The organism is Streptomyces silaceus, from assembly GCF_001419745.1.
Taxonomy (GTDB): Bacteria; Actinomycetota; Actinomycetes; order Streptomycetales; family Streptomycetaceae; genus Streptomyces; species Streptomyces silaceus.
The window spans coordinates 17,865-39,817 of the sequence record NZ_LIRJ01000344.1; the positions used below are offsets into that span (position 1 = coordinate 17,865).

Annotated in this window: 17 protein-coding genes; 8 read left to right on the top strand and 9 right to left on the bottom strand. The window is 71.5% G+C overall.

The features are described 5' to 3' along the window. Window positions 1-68: 68 nt before the first annotated feature. Window positions 69-1,934 (top strand): methyltransferase, encoded by a 1,866-nt coding sequence (locus AOK22_RS28405; protein ID WP_079036881.1) that lies wholly within the window; start codon window positions 69-71, stop codon window positions 1,932-1,934. A gap of 94 nt (window positions 1,935-2,028) precedes the next feature. Here the strand turns inward: AOK22_RS28405 and AOK22_RS28410 are convergent, their stop codons facing one another. The 3 genes from AOK22_RS28410 to AOK22_RS28430 all read right to left on the bottom strand — a co-directional run bounded on the left by AOK22_RS28410 (window position 2,029) and on the right by AOK22_RS28430 (window position 4,636). Then, window positions 2,029-2,625 carry a hypothetical protein gene (locus tag AOK22_RS28410; RefSeq protein ID WP_425264072.1) on the bottom strand — a complete coding sequence of 199 codons (597 nt, stop codon included), beginning with the start codon at window positions 2,623-2,625 and terminating at the stop codon, window positions 2,029-2,031. Further along, window positions 2,535-3,734, bottom strand: a complete 1,200-nt coding sequence (locus AOK22_RS40220) for an NAD(P)/FAD-dependent oxidoreductase (protein ID WP_079036883.1) — start codon at window positions 3,732-3,734, stop codon at window positions 2,535-2,537. The genes AOK22_RS28410 and AOK22_RS40220 overlap by 91 nt, the downstream gene beginning before the upstream one ends. A gap of 206 nt (window positions 3,735-3,940) precedes the next feature. Continuing rightward, entirely contained in the window at window positions 3,941-4,636 is a 696-nt protein-coding gene (locus AOK22_RS28430) for a ribonuclease H family protein (RefSeq protein ID WP_055701578.1), read from the bottom strand. Window positions 4,637-4,756: 120 nt separating this feature from the next. Here AOK22_RS28430 and AOK22_RS28435 point away from each other — a divergent pair, with 120 nt between their 5' ends. From AOK22_RS28435 to AOK22_RS28445, 3 genes are all read left to right on the top strand, one after another. Beyond that, a complete protein-coding gene (locus AOK22_RS28435; RefSeq protein WP_055701579.1) occupies window positions 4,757-6,154 on the top strand; it encodes a hydrolase in 1,398 nt (465 codons plus the stop codon). A gap of 232 nt (window positions 6,155-6,386) precedes the next feature. Further along, entirely contained in the window at window positions 6,387-6,779 is a 393-nt protein-coding gene (locus tag AOK22_RS28440; RefSeq protein WP_055701580.1) for a nuclear transport factor 2 family protein, read from the top strand. 144 nt (window positions 6,780-6,923) lie between these two features. Next, on the top strand, window positions 6,924-7,544 hold the full coding sequence (locus AOK22_RS28445) for a DUF7691 family protein (protein WP_055701581.1): 621 nt from the start codon (window positions 6,924-6,926) through the stop codon (window positions 7,542-7,544). Window positions 7,545-7,623: 79 nt separating this feature from the next. Here AOK22_RS28445 and AOK22_RS28450 read toward each other — a convergent pair whose 3' ends face one another. Continuing rightward, complete coding sequence (locus AOK22_RS28450; RefSeq protein WP_055701582.1) at window positions 7,624-8,919, bottom strand: PAS domain S-box protein; 1,296 nt, start codon at window positions 8,917-8,919, stop codon at window positions 7,624-7,626. Window positions 8,920-9,282: 363 nt separating this feature from the next. On the opposite strand from AOK22_RS28450, the gene AOK22_RS28455 reads away from it, so the two are divergent. The 3 genes from AOK22_RS28455 to AOK22_RS28465 are packed head-to-tail and all read left to right on the top strand — an operon-like array spanning window position 9,283 to window position 14,029. Beyond that, a complete protein-coding gene (locus AOK22_RS28455) occupies window positions 9,283-10,638 on the top strand; it encodes an ATP-grasp domain-containing protein (RefSeq protein WP_425264073.1) in 1,356 nt (451 codons plus the stop codon). Beyond that, a complete protein-coding gene (locus AOK22_RS28460) occupies window positions 10,635-12,659 on the top strand; it encodes a PEP/pyruvate-binding domain-containing protein (RefSeq protein WP_055701584.1) in 2,025 nt (674 codons plus the stop codon). Before AOK22_RS28455 ends, AOK22_RS28460 begins: the two co-directional genes overlap by 4 nt. 8 nt (window positions 12,660-12,667) lie before the next feature. After that, window positions 12,668-14,029, top strand: a complete 1,362-nt coding sequence (locus AOK22_RS28465) for an MFS transporter (RefSeq protein WP_107102050.1) — start codon at window positions 12,668-12,670, stop codon at window positions 14,027-14,029. A gap of 16 nt (window positions 14,030-14,045) precedes the next feature. Here the strand turns inward: AOK22_RS28465 and AOK22_RS28470 are convergent, their stop codons facing one another. The 3 genes from AOK22_RS28470 to AOK22_RS28480 form a co-directional block, all read right to left on the bottom strand. Next, window positions 14,046-14,711, bottom strand: a complete 666-nt coding sequence (locus AOK22_RS28470; protein WP_237773337.1) for an HAD family hydrolase — start codon at window positions 14,709-14,711, stop codon at window positions 14,046-14,048. A 184-nt stretch (window positions 14,712-14,895) separates the two neighbouring features. Continuing rightward, entirely contained in the window at window positions 14,896-16,989 is a 2,094-nt protein-coding gene (locus AOK22_RS28475; RefSeq protein ID WP_055701585.1) for a serine/threonine-protein kinase, read from the bottom strand. 154 nt (window positions 16,990-17,143) lie between these two features. Further along, window positions 17,144-17,875: an alpha/beta fold hydrolase gene (locus AOK22_RS28480; RefSeq protein WP_055701586.1), complete on the bottom strand. Its 732-nt coding sequence runs from the start codon at window positions 17,873-17,875 to the stop codon at window positions 17,144-17,146. A 158-nt stretch (window positions 17,876-18,033) separates the two neighbouring features. Here AOK22_RS28480 and AOK22_RS28485 point away from each other — a divergent pair, with 158 nt between their 5' ends. Then, entirely contained in the window at window positions 18,034-19,665 is a 1,632-nt protein-coding gene (locus AOK22_RS28485; RefSeq protein WP_055701587.1) for an amidase, read from the top strand. Window positions 19,666-19,856: 191 nt separating this feature from the next. Here the strand turns inward: AOK22_RS28485 and AOK22_RS28490 are convergent, their stop codons facing one another. Together AOK22_RS28490 and AOK22_RS28495 are read right to left on the bottom strand one after the other, a co-directional pair. Then, the gene (locus AOK22_RS28490; RefSeq protein ID WP_237773336.1) at window positions 19,857-20,681 is read right to left on the bottom strand and encodes a S1 family peptidase; all 825 of its coding nucleotides are present in this window, start codon (window positions 20,679-20,681) and stop codon (window positions 19,857-19,859) included. 893 nt (window positions 20,682-21,574) lie between these two features. Continuing rightward, the coding region (locus tag AOK22_RS28495; RefSeq protein WP_063795349.1) for a DoxX family protein at window positions 21,575-21,953 on the bottom strand (379 nt) is incomplete at its 5' end.

The following is a 21,953-nucleotide window of genomic DNA, read 5'->3' on the forward strand; positions in this document are numbered from 1 at the left end:
ATGCGGACCTGATGTCGGCGCGCGCAGGGTGTAAAGAGGTAGGTGGGGGACAGGGAGGGGGGACGCGCATGAGCGGTCCCGATGCCCGGGCGCCGGCGGTGCACCCGGCTGATCTCGCTCTCGTCGACGAGACGGTCGAGTGCGTCAGAACGGCCCGGACCGACGACGTGGTACGGCAGTTCATGCCCGGGCTCACCGCATCCGAACGGGCGGGCCTGACCAGATACTGCGCACTCGCCCATGCGGCCGTCCTCGTCTCGGCCCCTTCGGTGGAGACGCTGCGCACCACCCTGCGGGCCCGTGGGCTCGACGCGGGGAAGGCGGTGCCCAGCGTGATCGTGCGGCGCAGGCTCGCCGAACGGTACGGACGCACGATCGACAGCCTGCACGTGGACATCGTCCGGGTGCCCGTGCCCGTGCCCGTGCCCGTGCCCGCGCGTACGCCTGAGGCCACGTCCTCGCCCGCCATGCCCCCGGGCGAACGCGCGGTGGAGATCTTCGTGCTCGAAACGCCGCCGGGAGCCGGGCTCGACGCGGTGGCCGTACGTGAGCGGGCCGCGCGTCACGAGTCGCACATGGCGCTGGAAGTGACCGCACCTGACGACGTGGTCATGGCCGGTCTGCGAACGACGCTCGTCGAACGCGGGGCGATGGTTCCCGACGGCGGCGGCTACAACGCCCACGAGGACGCCACCGCGCTCTACTTCCGCGCGGAGTCGGGCGCGTACGGCGCGGAGCCCGGTGCGTCGGAGAGCGCGGAGAGCACGGACGCAGCTTCCACGAAGCCCGTCGCCCGACCCGTCGCCCGACTCGAACTGCACGCGCGTGGCGACCACCGGCAGGCGCTCGCCGCGCACTTGGCGGCCGAGACGGTCCAGGATCCCGCACGGCGGCTCCTCGAACTGTGCACTGGGGCCTGGACGACGCAGGCGCTCGCCGCCGCTGTACGTCTGGGGCTGCCGGACGCGCTGCCGAGCGGCGCCGAGGACGCGGCGGACACGCTCCAGCTGGCGGCGCGGACCGGTACGGACCGGGACGGGCTCGGACGGCTGCTGCGCTACCTGGCGAGCATCGACGTCGTCGCGGCCGAAGGCGACCGCTTCCGGCTCGGCCGGCTGGGAAGCGTACTGCGGTCGGACGCTCCGCACTCCATGGCACCGCTCGCCGAGCTCTACGGCGGTCCCTTCTACGCCTCCTTCGGAGAGCTCGACCACGCGGTGCGCACGGGCGAAGAGGCGTTCAAGCGCCTTTTCGGCAAAGGGCACTTCGCCCATTTCGCCGAGCGGCCCGAGCTGGACGCGCTGTTCCGGCGGACGATGGCGGCCGGCGCGGCGATGTTCGGCCCCGTGGCCTCGGCCGTAGCCGAATCAGGTGCGCGGACGGTCGTCGACGTGGGCGGGTGCGACGGTGAACTGCTCGGGCAGGTGCTCACGGCGGGACCGGCCCTGCGCGGAGTGCTCCTGGAACGCGCACACGTCCTGGCGGCGGCCCGCGCACGGCTGACGGACGTCGGCGTCGCCGACCGCTGCACCCTCGTGGCGGGCGACTTCACCGAATCGGTCCCACCCGGCGGTGACATCTATCTGCTGTCCCGGATTCTGCACGACTGGGACGACGACGCCTGCCTGCGGATCCTGCGCCGCTGTGCCGAAGCCATGCCCCCGACCGCCGAACTCCTGCTCGTGGAGAGGCTGTTGCCGCAGGACGGACGACCCTCGCTGGCGACCGCATGGGACCTGCACATGCTGTGCAACGTGGGCGGCAGGGAACGCACCGCGGCACACTACGGACGACTGCTCGCCGGAGCAGGGCTCGACCTGAGCTCGGTCGTGCCGTTGCCGCTGGACGCGTTCCTGCTGAGGGCCCGCAAGGCCGCCGCCCCGGCGGGTGGACGGCAGGGCGGGGCAGAGGGATGGCGCGGCGGCGGGCCGTGAGCCCATTCGCGTAAGCATGTGAGCCCACTCGCATACGCAACTGGTCCCGCACCGACATCGACGGCGTTCCCATCGGCCGAGCGCCGAACAGAGGTCACTCACAGGGTGGTTCGAACAGGGGCGTAGCGTCCGCGTCGTACGGCAGCGTGGACATCACATCGGCATATCCCCGGTCGAGTGCCTGCCGCTGGCGAGCGGTGTGCGGACCATCGGGGCGTGCGGCGAGTCGGACCACCCGTTGCGCGTGTGCCTCGGTGATCTCCGCGGCGGTCGCCCGCCAGGCCCCGTCGTCAGGAACGCGGACCAGTTCCACGCACTCGGGTGGCGCGCCCTCCGCCAACGCCGCCGCGGCCCGGTCGTGACCGTCGACGAGCAGCCAGCCGTCCAGGAACGACACCCACCACAGCAGCACCGGGGCGAGGGTGCCTTCGCGGGCGTGCTTGCGATAGGCCTTCACCCGTGGGGCGTCCGGCGCCGGGAGCGGGCGCAGCGGCAGGACACCGTGCCAGCCGCCCCCGCAGAGCATGTCGAGCGTCGCGTCCGGCCAGTCCCGGACGAGATCGCAGTCCCAGATGCCGGGGGCGAAGACGGTACGCGGAGTCAGCCGCCAGCGCCCCACGTGCAGCGGACCGTACGCCGAATCCTCAAGCCACCGGGCGTACTGGTGGGGCCAGTTCGTCCGGGCGCGCATCGTCGCGGCGGACGGGGGCGGCAGCGGCGAGCGGTGCCCGGGCAGCCGGTGCAGCCGGAGCTCGCGACAGCAGCCCTCGCCCTCCGACCGGGCCAGGACGAGCGGCCGCACGCCCTGCCGGTCACGAGTTCGTCCGCGATGAGCCGTCCAACGGTGGGCGCCAGGGTGATGGCGGAGTGCATGACGGCGACGTAGACGGATCGATCGCGTGTCGCGTATCCGATGACGGGCCCGTGCGCGGGCATGGGGCGTCGGCCGGTGCGGTGGCCCAGCAGTCGGCACTGGTCACTTCCTTGGAAGGCCGCCTTCATGCGCCGGAGCGCGTCTTGGGCGGCCTGCTCACGTGCCGCTGTGCCTTCGACATGAGGCACGACCATCAGAAGCTCGCCTTCCCGCACTTCTCGAACCTCGAAATGAGGGCGTGCCACGATGGTCTTGACCAGGCCAGACGGTGCTGTGACGCGCGCGAGCGTGGCCGGTGAGGCCGTCATGGGCAGGTCCGCCGACAGTGGCTCGCAGAGCCTGGGGACACCTGCTCCGGCAGCGAGCACGACGGTGGCGGCGGCGTGGCACCCGGTCGAAGTCAACACTCCCTGGACGCGCCCGTTGGCCACGTGCAACGAGGTGGCTGCGGTTTCGTGCAGCACGGTCGCTCCGTGGGCACCGGCGGCGGCCACGAGTACGTGGGTCAAGGCCGTTGGGTCGACGCCTGCGTCGCTCGGGGTGTGGATGGCCTGATCGGGTGGGTGTCGGAGGTTGGGCTCCAGGCCTGCGATGTCACGTCGGCCGATACGGAACTGACCAGGCCCTGGCGGTGAGTCCTGCGCCGGGGTGTCGGCCCAGGAGAGCGAGCCGGTCCGGCGGACAGCGATATGGGGCAGTTCGGCCTCCAGACGTCGGTAGTCCGCCAGGACGTACTCGCGGAGGTCTTGAGCACCGCCGGGCCAGTGCCCGCCCGAGCCGCGGACCCAGGCGAAGGAGTCTCCGGTGACCCCGGCGGCCGGTGCAGGCCCTTGCTCCAGCAGCGTGACCGGGACACCCCGACGGGCCAGGTGGTAGGCCACCGATGAACCGACGATTCCCGCACCGACAACAACTACGGCTGACATGGAGTCCCTTTCGACGGGTCAACTGGTCGGCCGTGTTGAGGCATACGTGCTCGCTGCCGGAGTCGCTCCCGCGTGCAGCAGCACGTCGTCCCGCTGCCGACAGTCGCCCCCTGCAGATCTTCTACAGGGGGCCGTCGGGACGCTTGAAGTCCACTCCAGGCACCCACGCGGCGACACGGCACGGTGCCGCACGGCACAGCACGTGCTCAGGCGTCCCGGCACTCCACGTGGCCCCAGCCGTGCGCGTTCTTCGCGATCTTCTCGCCCGCGGCATAGGGCTTCTGGCAGTGACAGCGGCCGGGATACCTGGCCTTGATCGTGGCACCCGACGACGACTTCTTCGCACGTCCGGTGGAGCCGCCGCCCGCGCGGGACGTACGGGTGGCGGGGGAGGCCGTCATGCGCTCGGGCCGCGGCTCGGGGATCGTCTGCGCACCGTGGGCCGTGCCCGCGGGCTCCTGCGACGTGGCGGCGTCGCTGGCCGCGACATCGGCGATGGCGTTGAGGTGGTCGCCGTCCACCTGGTGGGCGGCCACGTGCCGGAAGGTCACCTCCCGGTTCTGCAGGAGAGCGTCGATGCGCACGACGAGTTCCTTGTTGGCGACCGGCTTCTTCGACGCGGTCAGCCACCCGTTCCGCTTCCAGGACGCGATCCACTTGGTGACCGCGTTCATCGCGTACTGGCTGTCCATCCGGACCTCCAGCGGCAGCGCGGGGTCCGTGGCCTCCAACAGCTGCGCCAGTGCGGTCAGCTCGGCCACGTTGTTCGTCGAGTGGCCCAGCGGACCGGCCTCCCAGCGCTGCGGCGTGCCCTCGGAGTCGGCGACGACCCAGGCCCATGCGGCAGGACCGGGGTTCTTCTTGGCCGCTCCGTCGCAGGCGGCAATGATCAAGTCGGACATCCCCCGATGATTTCATCCGGCGGAGGGTGCTCGGGACGGACACCACGACTGCCCGTCCGGACAGGCGGACCTGCCCGGAAGCCTCCTGACGCTTCCCGCTGCCTCTCATAGCGTCGTCGGGTGAGCCTTTGGACCTCTTTGGAACCTTCCTCCACGACCGTCGACCCCGGAGACACCACCACGGTGCAGTTACGGGTCCGCAACACCGGTGACGTCGTCGAGGCCTACCGCCTCGAACCGGTCGGCGACCTCGCACCCTGGACCACGGTGGAGCCCGCCGAGCTGCGGCTCTACCCAGGGACGATCGGCACGGTGGAACTGAGATGCACACCGCCGCGCACGCCGGACGTGCAGGCGGGCCCGCACCCGTACGCGGTGCGGATCACGCCGACGGAACATCCCGGAGCGGGCACCGTCGCCGAGGGGCAGATCACCGTCACCCCGTTCACCGAGGTGCGCGCCGAGCTGGTGCCGCCGGTGGTGCGGGGGTGGTTCCGCGCCCGGCCCCTGCTGGCGGTGGACAACCTCGGCAACACCAGGGTCACCGCGTCGCTCAGCGGCGGCGACACCGGAGACCAGCTGTCGTACGAACTCGATCCGGGCAGCGTCCAGATCGAGCCCGGCAGGGCCGCGTTCGTGCAGGCGACGCTCCGCCCCGAGCAGATCATCTGGCTCGGGGCCCAGCAGAAGCGGCCCTACGCGCTGGCCGTACGACGCTCCGGCACCGAGCCGATCGACGTGAACGGCACCTTCGTGCAACGCGGCATCCTGCCGGGCTGGCTTGCCGTCGTCTTCGCCCTGCTCCTCGCGGCGACGATCGCGTTCGTGACCGTCTGGCTGAGCTACCGGCCGCAGATGCAGACCGCGACGCGGGAGAAGCCGCGGCAGGCGGGCGAGCTCAAGCCGGACGGCAAGGACCCGCTGCCCAGCAAACCGGCGCCCGAGCCCGAAGAGAAGGAGAAGCCGAAGGACGACGGCGGTGGTGACAAGGGCGGCACGCAGGAGCCGGGCGGCGGAGGCGGCGGGGGAGACGAGAAGCCCAAGGAGGAGGAGCGCACGGCGGCCACCGCCGTGCGCGAGCTCGCCGCCCGCAGCGAGGGCCGTCACATCTGCTACCGCGCCTTCGTCGAGGGCGACGGCTGGCAGGACCCCGTGTGCGACGGGGCCGAGGCCGGCACGACCGGCAAGGGCACCGCCATCAAGGCACTGAACGTCGCGGTGTCCGGCACGGGTGGCGTCACCGGTGCCAGCGCCTATGTGGGCGAAGGCTGGCGCAAGGGCGACGAGTGGCAGAAGGGGGACGACGCCACGGACATGGTGATCGGCAGCACCGAGGAGTCGGACCCCCCGATGCAGGGCTACACACTGCAGGTCTTCGACGGTTCCGTGTGCCTGGACGCCTATCTCCAGGGCAAGGAGTGGCTGGAGCAGACGTGCACTGACCCCGGGCAGTGGAAGTACGGCGGCAGCCCCATGGAGCAGAACATCCAGCTTGAGGCGGTGCGTTTCACGGTCTGACGCACGACGCGCGACTCATGGTCTGATGCACGACTCACGGTCTGACGCACGACACGAAGGACGGCACTCGCTGCCCTGGCCGGAGCGTGACACCGCCCGCCGTCCCCAGAGGTCGTTTTCTCCCGGTGTTTCATCCCGAGATGCAGCCTTGATGCGCTGCTGTCTGGTCGCGCCAGTAGATGGTGTTCTCGCCGGTGAGGTGGCGGGCTCCGGAGCGGGAGAGGATGCATCCATGATCGACACGAATGAGAACCCCGAAGAACAGGCCGCGATCACCGCGGCGAAGGACGGTGAACTGCGCCTGCACGACCCCACCGTCCGGGCCTCCGCCGTCGGCGTCCGGCTGTTCGACCCCGAGTTCGTCGAGGTCGGCGCTTCCGGGCGGTGCTGGACGTACGAGGAGATGGTCGCGGCCCTGCCCACTCTGCACGGCGGTGCGGACAGCCCCCACATCGAGACTTCCGGCATGCGCGGGGTGCTCCTCGCCCCGGACCTCGTGCACCTGACGTACGAGAGTGTCATCGCCGGCCGCCGGGCCCGCCGCAGCTCGCTGTGGCGCAAGGGCGAGGGCGACACCGGATGGCGGCTCTACTACCACCAGGGCACCCCCGTCCCCGAGAGCTGAACACCCTTCCGTATTTCTGGTTCAGGCGTCGTAGTCGAAGCTGACCCAAGCTCCTGTGATGGACCGGGGAAATGCCGACGAGCTGCACAGTCACGCCACTCCAGTACGGCAGCGATGTCAGTGGCGTTCCATAGAGTGCGGCACATGAGTTCTTCCCTGAGTGTCTACCTGCTCGATGTGGCCGCGACGCGGGCCCTGGTCGGATCACGCGACGACCAGTTGCTGGAGGTGATCCGCACGCGGTTCGGCGACGATCTGACGCGCGACGACGACTACTTCAGCCACGAGATAGAGCAAGGCGCGCCCACGGCGTACGAGGCACTGCGTGCGGTCGTCCACGGCGGGCCCTTCAGCGAGCACAAGGACCACGCCTTCCAGTACGCGTACGCCTACAAGCGCCTGTGCTCGCTCACCGGCTCGTTCCTGGACAACGACTGCTTTACCCCGCACCGGGGAGACTGGCTGTCGGTCGTGGACCAGGGGCTCAACGCTCTGGGAATCACCGCTGTGTCCGTCGACGACTTCGGCTTCAGCGATCTGCCCGCTCCTCTGCCCTCCAGCTACGTACCGGGCTGCGGCGAATGGACGCCCGATCAGATTGCGCGAGCGCTCGAACAGTTCGATGCCACCAAGCGGGCGGTCGACGAGTCGGGACAGGCACCGCCGCTGGAACCCGAGGTCGTGGAAGCCGTGATGCAGTGCCTGGGCTGGATGAGGCACGCGGCGGGCCGGAAGGGCTTCGGAGTGATCGGCTTCCGCTCCTGAGGACCGTCCCGCCTGGCCATACGTCGGCCGAGCCCTGTCGTCCAGGAGGGGCGACCGTGTGGGGTGAGGTCCCCGGCCGTCAGACCGCACTCATCGGATGCCCCGCCGTCGCCGAGCGCGGGGGCCAGGCGGCGGGGGAGAGGATGCCGAGGACGTAGGCGCGCGCGACGAGGGAGGGGCGGGTGGCGGCGCCCAGGAGGTCGCGCAGGCGGCCCAGGTGGTAGTCGACCGTCTGCCGGGACAGCTTCAGCGAGGTGGCGATGTCGCTGTTGCTGCTTCCCTCCGCCAGGAGGGTGAGGATGCGGATCTGCGCGGCGGTCAGGGACGGATGGGCCTCGTGGGCGAGGCTCTGGTGCGTGACGACGGCCCAGACGTGCTGGGCCCGGTCGACGGAATGGCCCACCGTCGTCAGGTGGAGCCGGGCGCGGCGCTGTAGCCCGCGCGTGCCGTCGAGCGTCACGCAGGTCTCGACACGTCTGGTGCGCCTGGCTACGAGCCCCCGCCATCTGCGGTGCAGCCGGTCCAGGCCGGGGGCGGGCGCGAGCAGCGTGTGCGCCCGGCGGCCGACCAGGTCGGGCAGGGCGAGGCCCAACAACTCGGCGGCCGCCGCGCTCGCCTCGACCACGCGGCCGCCGGCCGAGAGGAGCGCGCAGGGCAGGCCGGTGTGGTCGCGCAGCGCCTGCAGGTGTTCCTCGGCCTCTCGGCGCTGGACCATGGCCCGGAGGTGGTCGGTGACGTCCACGTAGATTCCCGCGACGCAGGTCTGCCCGTTCTCCCGGACGGGGAAGCGGTGGCCGACGGCGTGGCCCGCGCTGCCGTCCGGCCGACGGTAGTCCAGACGGTGACGCACCGGCGTGCCCCGGGCCAGGATCTCCTGGTCGAGGGCGCGGAACTGGACGGCCTCCGCGGGGGCGTCGAAATCCTCGATGCGCCGGCCGGTGAGCTCCTGCGCTGTGGTGCCGTACAGGTGCGCGTAGGCATGGTTGGCCCACAGGTAGCGTCCGTGCCGGTCCCGGATGAACGCGGCCGCCGGAGCGAGGTCGACGAGGTCGGCGAAGGCGGCGTACCGGCGCGGGGCTTCTGGGTGGTTGTCGACCTCCACCGCCAAACCGCGGGTGCGCAGGTGTGCGTGAGTGGCGTCCCGCGGACAGCTCACGTCGAAGGTGCGGCCGTCGAACCGGGCCAGCCAGCGGCCGTCCCGCGGCGGGTGTCCCGGGTCCGCGACTTCCTGGCGGATCCGGTCCAGGAAGCGCTGTGCCGTGCCGGTGTCGGCGAAGGCCCCGCCGCCCTTCTCCCGCACCTGCCACGGCTGGTCGACCTCCCACCAGAAGACGGGAAGGTCCTCGAGCAGAGCCTTGAGGCTGAAATCGTCCACAGCTGTTTCTCCGTCTGTATACGAGTGGTTGACGCACAGTCACCACGCGATGCGTATCCCGTCCTCCGCTCGCGCATGCTCGGTTCTCGGCCGAAGTGGCGGCGCGGGCCGCGGGTGCTCGTGGAGGGGTCCCAAGTGCCCGCGACACATGCCGTGGCGCCGACTCAGGCATTTGCCTGAACGCCGGGCCTCCGCGGTGGTCTCACAGGTGTCCGGCGCCTGTTCCCCTTGGAGGAGCGGGTGAACACGCCCCGCTCCCTCTCCCCGGTGTCTCCGCGCGCTCGGCGCGCGGCACCGGCCCGTACGGCGACACGTATCAACTGGACGAAACGGAGACGAACTTCAGTGAGCAAGGTGCTGTTAGTGCATGCCAAGGGTGGTCCGCCGCTCGGTCACGTCCTGTCCCGGACGGCCGTGAAGGCGCAGGTGCACCTGCTGGCGCTCAGCGCTCTTCCTCCCGCCGTGGCAGGTGACGCCCGGGAGCTGTGCGCCTCGGTGGTGACGCCCACCGACGCGCAGCGCACCGACCTGGTGTCCCTGATCGTCGCGCGGGCGGAGGCCGTCGGCGCGGACGCGGTGCTCACCTTCTCCGAGTACGCGGTCGTCGCCGTCGCCGAGGCGTGCGAGGCGCTCGGCCTGCCGGGCGCCGGCGGCGCCGCCGCACTGGCCCGTGACAAGCGCCTGATGCGGCGCACCTGGCGCGAACACGGCCTGCCCCAGCCCGAGTTCCGGCCCGTCGCCACCGAGGCCGACCTCCACGAGGCGGCCAACCGCCTGCCCTTCCCGCTCCTCCTCAAGGCGGCCTGGAGCGCGGGTTCCACCGCGCACCAGATCATCCGCTCCCCGCAGGAGGTGTCCGCCGCCTGGCGCCGGTCGCGCGATGTGATGGCCGAATCGGCCCAGTTGGGTTACGCGGAACTGCATGTGGCCGAGGCCGACGCGGACTTCGTGGTCGAACAGATCGTCACCGGCACCGCGTCGGAGTGGTTCGACGACCCGGGCTGGGGCGACTACGTCAGCGTCGAGGGCGTCGTGGCGCGGGGCGTCTTCCACCCGGTCTGCGTCAGCGGCCGCATGCCCACCGTCGCACCGTTCACCGAGCGGGCGGGCATCACCCCCGCCCAGCTGGCCCCGGACGCCCAGAACCGGATCGTGGCCCTGGCCCGGGAGTCCGTCGACGCGCTCGGCCTGCGCGACTGCGGCACCCACACCGAGATCAAGCTCGGGGCGGACGGCCGGATGTGGCTGATCGAGACGGCAGCCCGGTTCGGCGGCGCGATGACCGTGCCGCAGATCGAGGAGGTCTTCGACCTCGACCTGATCGGCATGCTCGTCGACCATCTCCTCGGCCGCCCGGTCCACTGGCCCGAGCGCGCCCTCACCCCGGCGCAGGCGCGCGGGGCGGCCGGCTCGCTCGTCGTCCTCGCGGTCGACGGCGCGGGCGAGGCCTGGCAGGACCGCAAGGCCTGGGACTTCCCCGCGGTCGAGGACCGCGTGCCGCTGAGCCGGGGCAGCCGCCTGTCGGTCGTCGCCGAGAGCTCCCTGACCGACGGCAGCACCGTCCCGGTCTACGACCCGGCCGCCGGTGCCAACACCATGGCGGCCCTGTGCCTGCTCTCCGCCACCGGCCCGCGCACCGTGCTCCGCGACTTCGAGACCCTGGTGGACGCCCTGCCCCGGGTCCTGCCCGCCGCACAGCCCGAGGAGGTCTCGCGATGACGGCCCACCTGCTCACCGGCGCACCCGAACCGGCCACGGACCGCACGGTCGTCGGCGAGAACCTCTCCCTGCCGCTCTTCCGCACCCTCTCGGGCGTCCTGGCGGGCCACCAGTACCTCAAGGTCGTCGTCGACCGCCTCGAGGACACCTGGCACCTGCTCGACACCGTCGCCCACCCCTTCCACGTCAACTACGTCGCCACCCGCGTCCTGGGCATGGAACTCAGCGCGCTGGACGCCGAACTGGACGCGTTCAACGCCTCCGTCTACACCGACCCCGGGCGCCGGTTCCTCCTCGGCGTGCTGTCGCTGCACGCCGAACAGGACGCCGAGGGCCGCGAGCGCCCCTTCCTCGTGCTGGAGACCACCGAGGCCGACACCATGCACGGTGACCTCCTCGCCTGGTTCTACGAGTACGTGCGGGTCCGGGTCGACGGCCGGCTGCCGGTGCTCCTCAAGCCCGCCAACCACGGGCAGGAGGAGCAGCTCGCGGCGGTCAGCGAGCAGCGCGTGCCGCGCATCCTGAGCCACGAACTCTTCGGCACCAGGACCAGGACCCCGCTGAACGCGGGCGAGGCCACCGGGCGGCTGCGGTTCTTCCGTACGCACGAGGAGTACGCGGCGGCTGAGGCCGGCCTCGGCTGGGCCGACATCGTCGCGATGCCGTGCCTGCCGGACGACGTGCCCCGGGTGGCCGGATTCCTCAACACCGCGCCGATCACGCCGCTTTCGCACACCAACGTCCTCGCCTCCGGGTGGGGGATACCCAACGCGATCGTGCGCGACCTGGAACAGCTCGTCGAGCGCGACGCGCTGGACGGGGCGTGGGTCCGCTACCGGGTGCGCGAGGACGAGATCTCCCTGGAACGCCTGGACCGCGAACCGGTCCTGGAGGCCCCGGCCTGGCACCAGCAGCGCATCCGCCTCGAACCACCCCTCCTCGAGGACACCCCCGTCCTCGCCCTGCACCGGCTCCGCAGCACCGACCGGGACCGGTACGGCACCAAGGCGGCCAACCTCGGCGAGCTGCACCACGTGCTCGACAGCCGCACGGCCGACCTGACCGCCTTCTACCGGCAGCCGCGCCCGCCGCGCGACAACCTCTGCGGGCATCTCGCGGCACGGCTCGGCCCGGCCGAACCCGCCACCGACGAACTGCGCGCCGCCGCGGCCCGGTTCGTGGCCTCGACGGTCGGCGCCCCGGCGGGCGTCGCGCTCCCCTTCGCGCTGCAGCAGAACTTCCTGGCCTCCTCAGCCCCGCTCCAGCAGGGCATCGGCAAGCTCAAGATGGCACTGGAACTCGACGCCACCGACGTCCTGGACGCGCTCTGTCTGCAGCTCCAGCACCTCATCCGGCACACACCCGTCCCCGAGTCGGTCACCCGGCAGATCAGCCAGGCCTTCCCCGCCGCCGCGGCCCCGGGCAGCCGCCTGGTGGTGCGCTCCTCCTCCAACGCCGAGGACCTGCCCGGGTTCTCCGCGGCGGGCGTCTACGACTCCGTCACCACCGTCCACGGCACCGACGAACTCCTGGACGCCGTACGCCAGGTGTGGGCCTCCCTGGTCTCGCCCCGCAGCGTGCGCCTGCGCCACCAGGTCGGCATCTCCCTCGACGACACGTACATGGGCGTGATCATCCAGGAGTACGTGCCCGCCTCCCTCGGCGGTGTGCTGGTCACCTGCAACCCGACGCGCGCCGAGGACTTCCGCAACGTCTACCTCAACTGCTCGCCGGGCTCACCGGAACAGGTGGTCGACGGCTCGGTGCTGCCGCAGCAGTACCTGTACAACACGGTCGAGGGCGGAGGCCGTACGGTCGCCCTGGGCTCCTTCGGAGAGCCGCTGTCCGCCGCGACCCGGGCCCGGCTCGCGGACCTGTCCCTGACCGGACGGCTCCTGCAGTCCCACTTCAGCGGGTCGCCGTGCGGCGGGGCCGACGTGGACAAGCCGCTGGACATCGAGTGGCTCATGACCGAGCAGGGCGACTTCCGGCTGGTCCAGATCCGCCCCTACGCGCTGTGACCCCGCGCATGCGCCGCCCCGCCACGGGCGCGGGCGGCGGTCTGACGGACACCGCACGCCGCATCATCCGCCTCAACTACGGCTTCCAGCTGCTGTTCAACCTGCTGTGGTGGATGCCGGTGTTCTACGCCTACCAGAAGACGGCCGGGCTGACGGATGCCGAGATCTTCGGCATCCAGAGCATCTATTACGTGGCGTTCTGCCTGTTCGAGATCCCGACCGGGCTGATCGCCGACCGGATCGGCACCCGCAACTGCCTGCGGGCCGGCGCGGTGGTCATGACGGCGGCCAACCTCGCTCCGGTGCTCAGCGACTCCTACACCGGCTTCCTGCTGCACTTCCTCGCCATCGCCGCGGGCCGCTCGCTCACCTCGGGCGCGGCGAGCGCCTATCTGTACGACGGGCTGCGGGCCGAGAAGTGCGATGAGCACTACCTGAAGGCGGAGGGCACCGCACGCGCCCTGGGCCTTGCGGCGAAGGTCGTGTGCTGGCCGCTGGTCGGCCCGCTGATGGCGCTCGCCCACCCGGCCCCGTACCTGCTCAGCGCCGTCAGTGCGGCGGGCTCGCTGGCGTGCGCCGTCGCGTTGCCCCGGCTCGCCGGAGCGGACCGCGACAGCGGCAAGGCGGCGGCCGACCGGTCGGACGGGGGGCGCCGGGGCGGCGCCTTCCTGCGGGACGCGGGCGCGGCCCTGCGCTGTGTCGCCTCCTCACGGTGGCTGGCCCTGGTCATGGTCCAGGGCGTGGCCGTCTTCACGCTCTCCCGCATCTGCCAGGTCAACCTCTTCCAGCCGATCCTGCTCGACCACGGCATCGCGGAGGCCTCGCACGGCGGAGTGCTGGCCGCGATGACGGTGGCGGAAGCGGTGGGCTCGGCCCGCCCGCAGTGGCTGAGCCGCCGCCTCACACCGGTCGCCTGGGTCTCCCTGCTCAGCCTGGTGCTCGCGGGCAGCCTGGCGGGCATGGCCTTCGGCGGACCGTGGTCCGTGGTGGCGTTGCTCTGCCTGTTCGCCGCCGCGACCGGCTTCGCCTACCCGGTCCAGCGCAAGCTGGTGAACGACGCCGTGCCCGCACATGCCCCGCGCGCGACACTGCTCTCGGTCGAGAGCATCGTCGACCGCGCGGTGTGCGCACTCGCCGCGGTCGCCGTGGGCGCGTACGTCTCCGCCGGACACCTGGACGCGCTGCTGCTGCACAGCGCGCTGGCGACGGCGCTCCTGCTCGGGGTTTTTCACCTGGTGCTGCACACCGCGGCGGTGCGGCGCGGCCGGGAGGGTGCGGCCTCGGGTTCCCTTCCGGCGGCGCGGGGCACGCAGGACGAGGCCGTCCGCGCCGCCCCCGGGACGGAGTCCGGCAGGGGGCGGCGCGGATGACGTAGGCGTGCAGCCGTCAGCGCGGCCGGTGGCCGAGGAGTTCGATGAGCCCGACCGGGAGATAGGCGGGCCGGTGGGGCCGGTCGACCTGGTACGCCAGGTAGCCGAGCGAGGCCGCGACGTCGACCTCCTCGGCCGTCTCCGCCTGGTAGACGAGTCGGCAACCGCCGGAGAGGTCCTTCGCGCGCTGCCACAACACCGGCGCCGGCTTGCGTTCCGCTTCCGAGCGAGGCGTCAGGATCCGGTCGCCGAAGTCCTTCCAGGCGAAGGGCGCCGAGCCCTGCCACGTGGCGTCGACCTCGCTCCGGAGCCGGGCGGCACGCTCGGCGTCGGTCGCGCCCCAGGAGGACGGCACGTTGGTGATCAGGCCGACCTTGATGTGCCGTTCGCGCAGGGCACGCAGATAGGCGGCCGCGCCGGGGTGGTAGCCGGTGCCGCCGTCGCTCGCGGTGTGCACCAGGGTCTCGCCCAGGTCGAAGTACACGATGGGGCAGGCACGTTCGACGCCCACCCGCCCGGCAATTCCGTGTGCCGCGCCGCCCGTCGCGTACGCGGGCGCGACCGCACCCGCCGTCGCGCAGAGCACGGTCGACACGACGGCCGCGCCGAGCGCGAGGCTCTTCCGGACCGGTCCCCTTGAGGCGAGTCTGTACATGGCGTTGTCGCCCTTCTCCGGGCGCATCGCGAGGATGCGCGGGTGTCCCGTTCATGACAGCCAGGCGGCGGCGTGCCCAGGTGACACCAGCGGCGTCCGGAGGCTGCCCCGTCCTTCGTTCATCGATCCCTCGCGCTCTACCCCTGAACACCACCTGCCACGCGGGGCGCAGAGCATCACGGGACGACGGCGTGGCCGGAGTCCGGCGGTGTTACGGCTCGGTCAGACGGAGCGTTGGTTCCTGGCCGGCCTCCGGGGTGCGGGCCAGGGCCTGGAGGAACCCAGAAGGGTCCTGGTAGCGGTCCGCGGGGTCACGGGCCAGGCACGTGTGCAGTACGTCGTTCAGCAGCGGGGACACCGGGAGGTCTCCGAGCGTGGCGGGCTCCCTGAGGATGGCGAACACGACTTCCACGGGGTTGTCGCCGTTGTAGAGCCGGCGCCCGGTGATGCACTGGTAGAGCACCGCACCGAGCGCGTACACGTCCGATCTGATGTCCGCCGCTTTGGCGTCCCGGATCTGTTCCGGCGCCATGTAGGGGATCGTGCCCATCACGGATCCCGCACCGGTGATGCTCTCCGAGGTGTCCTTGGGGCGTACCAGACCGAGGTCCACGATCAGGGGCCCGCGGTCCCGGGTGACGATCACGTTCGCCGGTTTGAGGTCGATCCGGGACATCTGCAGCGAGTGCAGGTACTCCAGGGCCTCGCCCAGGACCCGGCCGATCCAGGCGACGTCGGACGGGGGCAGGCTGCCGTGTCGCTCGAGGAGTTGGTCGAGCGAGGGGCCTTCGGCCAGCTCCATGACGATGGCGGGTTCCGGGAGGTCGAAGGACGTGATGATGCGTACGACGTTCGGGTGGCGGACCCGTATGCCGATGTCGCCCTCCCGCCGGAAGCGCGCCCGCATCAGGCCGTCCTCCGCCACGACGTCCTGCGCGGAGAACGCCCGCCCTCGGCTGCGCAGCACCCAGTCCGCCGTGTGATAGCAGCCGAGGTTCCATCCGTCCCTGTCGATGAGCACGGCGGGTGACGGGTCCGTACCGTCAAGGGCGCTCACCTCGGACATGATCGTGTCCAACTGGCTGTAGAACAGCACGCGTTGCCAGTCGTCGTCGCCGATGTACAGGGAAGGGAGTCCGCTGTCGTCCCACATGATCAGGGAGTTGAACTCCTGGAGCAGTCTGCGCGGGATGCCGCGGGCCTTGAATCGCAAGTGGGCGATGAACGAGCCCAGTCGGATCGTCTCCATCTCGGGGAGGTGGTAGCCGACCGTCTGGGTCAGGTCCGGTTCCACCCCGGGAAAACGCAGGGGCGGGAGGCCGAGTTGCGTCCTCGCGCGCTCGACGGACTCCCGCACGAGCCGATGCGGTGCCGTCCACAGGCACGGCACGTACATGCGCCATGCGAAGACGCTCTCGTAGAGGCCGCTGCCCCGGTCCGCGTCGGAAAGCGCGCGATCATGCAGATCGGGGCCCGCGACCAGGACGAAGTGAGCGCCGCGTGTGGTGAACACGTTCTTGAGGGCGCCGAGAAGTTGCTCGAGTTCGGTGAGGGCGTCCTGGGCGCTGTCGGTGAACTTGTCGACCTCGTCGAGGACGATCACCGGATGCACCAGGAGGCGCGGCTTGCGCCGACGCAGCCCGCGCCGCCCGCCGGGCCGCTGGTCGCCCCCGCTGAGCAGCTGGATGATGCGCACGAGATCGTGCTCGACGTCGGTCTCCGAGTAGGCGAGGAACGCGGCCTCGGTCGTCCGGTTGCGCGTCCGCCGGCTCGTCACGTTGAGCGTGGGGGACACCATGCTCAGCGAGCCCTGCTGCGGGCCGACCCCCAGGGTCCCGCCGCGCTCGGTTCCCTCGGACTGCGTCTGAGTGAAGGACAGCGACGTACGGGTGTAGGCGAGCAGCAGCGACTCACGAACGTCGGGCGGCAGTTGCTGGACCAGGCCGCGGTCGTCGAGTGCCTCGAAGACGCGCCTGACGACGGCGAAGAGGAGTTGGTCCACCCCCATCCTGCGCGCGACGCTCAGGTGCACGGTCAGCAGCACCTTGCGCTCGGCCCCGCGGCCGCCGCCTCCCGAGGCGCCCTCGAAGCGCGCCGCGGCTTGGGCGAGCGCACGCGTCACGAGGGTCGTCTTCCCGACTCCGCGGAACCCGGTGACGAGGAAGGTGCCGCCGTGGGAGTGCATGAGGCGCTCGCACAACAACGCGACCAGGTCCTCATGGCCGAGTACGGGGATCGATTCGTCGCCGACCGGCAGGGGTTCGTGGATGAACTGAAACTCGCGGTGCAGCGGGACGTGCAGCACGGCCCTCCCCTCTCGACTGACGTATCGTCCGTCACGTCGCGCCGCCGTTTCCATGGTGGACGCAACATTCGCACCGCATCGTGATCTGCGGGAGCCGCGCCTGCGTCGCGTTCGGCCAGCGTGATTGCCCCTGTCTGGCTGCGTTCTCGGGTTTTCAGGCGGGCGCGGCGAGTTGGTGGGCGAAGCGGCGGACGGCGTCGGTGAAGGCGTGGGGGTCGTCGAAGTTGGCGAGGTGGCGTGCGCGGGGGATGAGTTCGACGCGTGCGTGGGGGTGGGCGCGGGCGAACCGGGTTTCTCCGGTGCGGAAGAGGGTGTCCTTCTCGCCGTTGAGGATGAGTACGGGGGCTTTCACGTGGCGCATGGCGGTGGCGTCGAAGTGGCCCAGGACGTCGTTCCACGCGGCGGGGATGGTGTGGAAGGCGTAGCCGGCGCGGATGGTCGCCTCGACGACTTCGGGCGGGTAGAGGCGGCGCAGGAGCTGGGTGTTCCACCGGGTGAGCCGGTGTGCGGGGACGTGGGGGAGGAGAGTGGCGGCCCATCGGTAGGGCTTGGTCCAGACGCCGTGGGTGGCGGCGCTGGCGCCGGCGAGGACCAGGCCGCGCAGTCGTCCCGGGTGGCGGCGGGCGAATTCCAGTGAGGTGTAGCCGCCCAGGGAGTGTCCGACGACCAGGGCCGGGCCGCGGTCGAGGGTGTCCACCGCGTCGGCGATGATGTCGGTGGCCGCGGTCAGGTCCCAGGGCTGGCCGGAGCGGGCGCCGTGGCCGGGCAGGTCGATGGCTGTGACCGGGAAGTCGTCCTGGAGCGCTGCCAGTTGGGGGCTCCACTGGCCGGAGCTGAAGCGTGTGCCGTGGACGAAGACGATGGGTGGTGTGTCGACTGCCGTCACGGGTCCCCCAGTTCGATGTGTCGTTCGCACGGACTGTAGTCGAGGCGCCCGGTTGCGACGGGTGCTGTTGGTGGCGTGTACAGGCTCCGTACCGTTCTCCGCCGGTTCTGTGCTCTTGCGGCGGTTGCTGTCGGTGTAGTGCGCTGATCCGCATGAGGATGAAGAGCAGCAAGAACACCAAGGGCAGGAAGAGCGTGGTCGCTGTCGCCGTCGCGGTGGCCGCGGGGACCCTTCTGGCGGGGGTGCCGGATGCGGGTGCGCACCCGGCTGCCGGGCATGGCGCGGCCGGCGGCGGGTTGGCGTCGGCCGCGCCGTCCCGGGTGGGCGGGGTGGATCTGGACACAGTGACGATCCCGGAGTTGCAGGCGCGGATGGCGGACGGCTCGCTGACGGCCTCGGCGCTGACCCGGGCCTATCTGCGCAGGATCGAGGAGGTCGATCCCACGGTCCGCGCGGTACTGCGTACCAGCCCGACCGCGCTGCGCCAGGCCGCGGAGAGCGATGCCCGGCATCGGCAGGGCCGGACGCTCGGGCCGTTGGACGGGATTCCGGTGCTGGTCAAGGACAACGTGGAGACGCGGGACATGCCGACGACGGCGGGGTCACTGGCGCTGGCCGGGCGTGGTCCGGGCCGTGACGCGGTGCTGGTGTCGCGGCTGCGGGCGGCGGGGGCGGTGGTCCTGGGCAAGACGAATCTGTCCGAGTGGGCGAACTTCCGTGCGGCGAAACCGACGTCGGGGTGGTCGGCGGTGGGCGGACAGACCCATAACCCCTATGTGCTGGACCGTAATCCGTGCGGTTCGTCGTCCGGATCGGCTGCCGCGCTGGCCGCGTCGTTGGCGCAGGTGGCGATCGGGACCGAGACGGACGGTTCGATCGTGTGTCCGGCCGGGATGAATGGGGTGGTGGGCCACAAGCCCAGCCTGGGGCTGGTCAGCCCGACGGGAGTGGTGCCGATCTCGGCGGAACAGGACACGGCGGGCCCCATGGCACGCAACGTGACAGACACCGCGCTGACCTTCGCGGTGCTCAGCCGGGGCAAGGGAGCGCAAGGCGCTGACCGTGCGGCGGCGGATGACGCCGGCACCAACGGTGATCTGCGGGGCAAGCGGATCGGGCTGTGGCGCCTGCCCTCGCTGGGCACGGACGTGGACGCGGTGATGACGCGTACGGCGAAGAAGCTGCGTGCGGCCGGGGCGGTGGTGGTGGAGGTGACGCCGCCCTACCAGGCGCGGCTGGCCGAGCTGGAGTTCCCGGCGCTGCTGAGCGAGTTCCACCGGGACATCGACGCCTATCTCAAGACCCGCAAGGGGCCCCGGAACCTCGCCGAGCTGATCGACTTCAACCGTACGCACCCCCAGGAACAGACATGTTTCGCGGGACAGGAACTGTTCGAGCAGGCGCTGGCCGCGCCGCCGACCACCGACCCGAAGTACCGGGCGATGCGGGCCGAGCTGAAGGACCTCTCGCAGCGCTCGATCGACGAGACCCTGGCCGCGCACCGGCTGGATGCCATCGCCGCGCCGACGAATCCGCCGGCCTGGACGACCGACTGCGCGCGCGGCGACAACGACGTCATCCCCTCCTCCACGCCGGCGGCCGTGGCCGGGTACCCGTCCCTGTCGGTGCCGGCGGGCTCGGTGGGGGAGCTGCCGGTCGGCCTGCTCCTGATGACAGGTGACCGCCAGGACGGGCGGCTGCTGTCGCTGGGGGCCGCGGTGGAGGACCGGCTGCGGGCCTGGCGGGCGCCGCGCTATCTGCCGACGGTCGGCTCCAACGTGTCGCGGTGACCAGGAGCGGCTGACCCGCGGACGCTCCGAGCGGGCGCTGCCGAGTGAGGGTGGCGCGGTGCGGAACCGTCCCATCGAGCCTGTCGTCTCCTGTCCTCCCCCCGGGGCACCGCCCGGGGGGAGGACAGGGGGATCTGCCGTGCCCCTGGCGTCTGCCGAGGTCCGATCTCGCCGCGTCCTGGCGTCCTCGGTCAGCCGTTGCGGCTCATCGCCTGGTGGATCCAGTTCGCGTAGGCGGGCGCGCTGGAGTAGAGGCCCGGGCCCTCGCTGCAGGGCACGCCCGGGGCGCCGGGGCCCGAGGTGACGCCGATGAGTTCCCAGCGCCCCTTCCGGTCCCGCTGGAGCTGGGGGCCGCCGGAGTCGCCGTTGCATGCCATGGCCTTGGGTACCTGGCTGATCGTGCACAGGCGAGTGCTGTCCGCGTAGCCCGGCGCGCACTCGGAGACCGCACCCCTGCGCGTGTCGAGCTCCTGGAGTCGATCGGGGAAGACCCACTTGGTGGGGTCGGGGGCGTCGGCGATGCTGCCGAAGCCCAAGAGCCGAGTCGGGGTGCCCGGTCGCCCCGGCTTGTCGGCGATACGGATGGGCTTCGCCGAGACCGGACGGTTCAGGCGGATCAGAGCGACGTCGTTGCGGTTGGGGCCGGTGCCCTCGCCGTTCTTGTAGCGGGGGTGGGACACCGTCTTCGCGACCGACCGGACCGTGCCCCCGGACCTCTTCCACTCACTGCCGATCCGGACGGTGCCGTCCAGGGTGACAAGCGTCGGGTCCACGCAGTGCGCCGCTGTGAGCACCCACGTCGAGTCGATCAACGATCCCCCGCAGACGCCCTTGAGTGTGGGGTCGTCCACAACCGTCACCGGGATCGACACCATGGACGGGTAACGCTGCGTGGAATCCTTCCCGTTGACGATGGCTTCGGCGCTGCCGGACATCATGGCGGCGCACGTCGCTCCCGCCAGGGCCACCGCTGCGGTGCGCGCCGCCGTGCGGCGCGAGGACTTCAGACTGAACACTGGTTCTCCGATCGGATGGGCGTTGGCGACGTGCTCAGCCTCCGCCATCAAGAGGAACTGATCCATCCGGTCAGCGGGCCTGTCCGGGGTCCGGTTGGCGGGCCCGTGCGGGGTGGGGAAAACCCCAGGCCGGCACGTTGCGTGGCCGCCCGGCGGATGCCCCGTCGACGTGGGTCGACAAGGCCATCCGCGGGTCATCCGCCAGAAACGCCCAGGGCCCGGCGGACGGTTGGCGGGCCCGGGGTCGGGGTTCACATGAGTGCGGGATGGGTGGTGGTCATGAGGTGGACGAATACGGTCCATACGCCGATCCAGACGGCTGCCAGACGCAGTCTGCGACGGCGTCGCGGGCAGAGCGGGTCAGGCGCCAGGACCGGCCGGCCGGGCGGCATCGGTGCTGCGCCGGGCCGCATCGAGAGGGGCCGAGTCGCGAGGGGCTGTGCTGCGCCGGCTCTCCGGGTTCTGGCTTGAGGGACGCGCGCCGGGGCGGGCGGGGTTCTTTGGGCGAGGCCTTCGAGGAACAGAGCGTAGGCCCTGCGGCGTTCGCCGGTGGGTGAGGTTCTGCCCGCTTCCCAGGAGCGCACGGTCGCGGCGGTCACACCGAACGCCATGCCGATTTGATGAGGCGTCAGTCCCCATTGCTCGCGCCGCCGCCGACGTTCGTCGGCGGGCGGCAGGGGGAGGGACTTGGCGGCGGCTGTGGTGGGTGCGGTTGTCTTCCGGGGTGCCGAGTTCATGATCGTAGGACAATCCGGCGGACCGGGACCGTACGGCTGAATCGGCACATTCCCCCGAACGGCCGCTCGGCGATCAGCCGCTCGACGACCGGCCAGGAGCTGGGCGCGGTAGGGACGGGCGCCTGTGCGCGCCTCGGCGGGACGGGGTGGGGGCGGTCAGGTGCGCCGGCCGGATGTGCTCGCGACGCGCTTCGCCCACAGGACGAGCGGGACTTGCAGGGGCAGTCGTCCCAGGGCCGCGGCCTTGAGCGGGGCGGGGCGGCGGCGCCAGTCGACGGCCATCTGCACGTTGGCGGGGAAGACACCCACGAAGAACGCCGCCGTCGCCAGCGCGGCGGTACGCCGCGTGCGCGGCAGGGCGATTCCGGCGGCCAGGGTGAGCTCGATGGCTGCGCTGGCGTAGGTCCACGTGCGGGGGTTGCCGGGCAGGGCGCGCGGGACCATGGCGTCGAAGGGCTTGGGGACGGCGACGTGGGCGGCACCGGCTCCGGCGAGCAGGCCGGCCAGGAGCAGAGGGGAACGGGGCGCTGGGGGC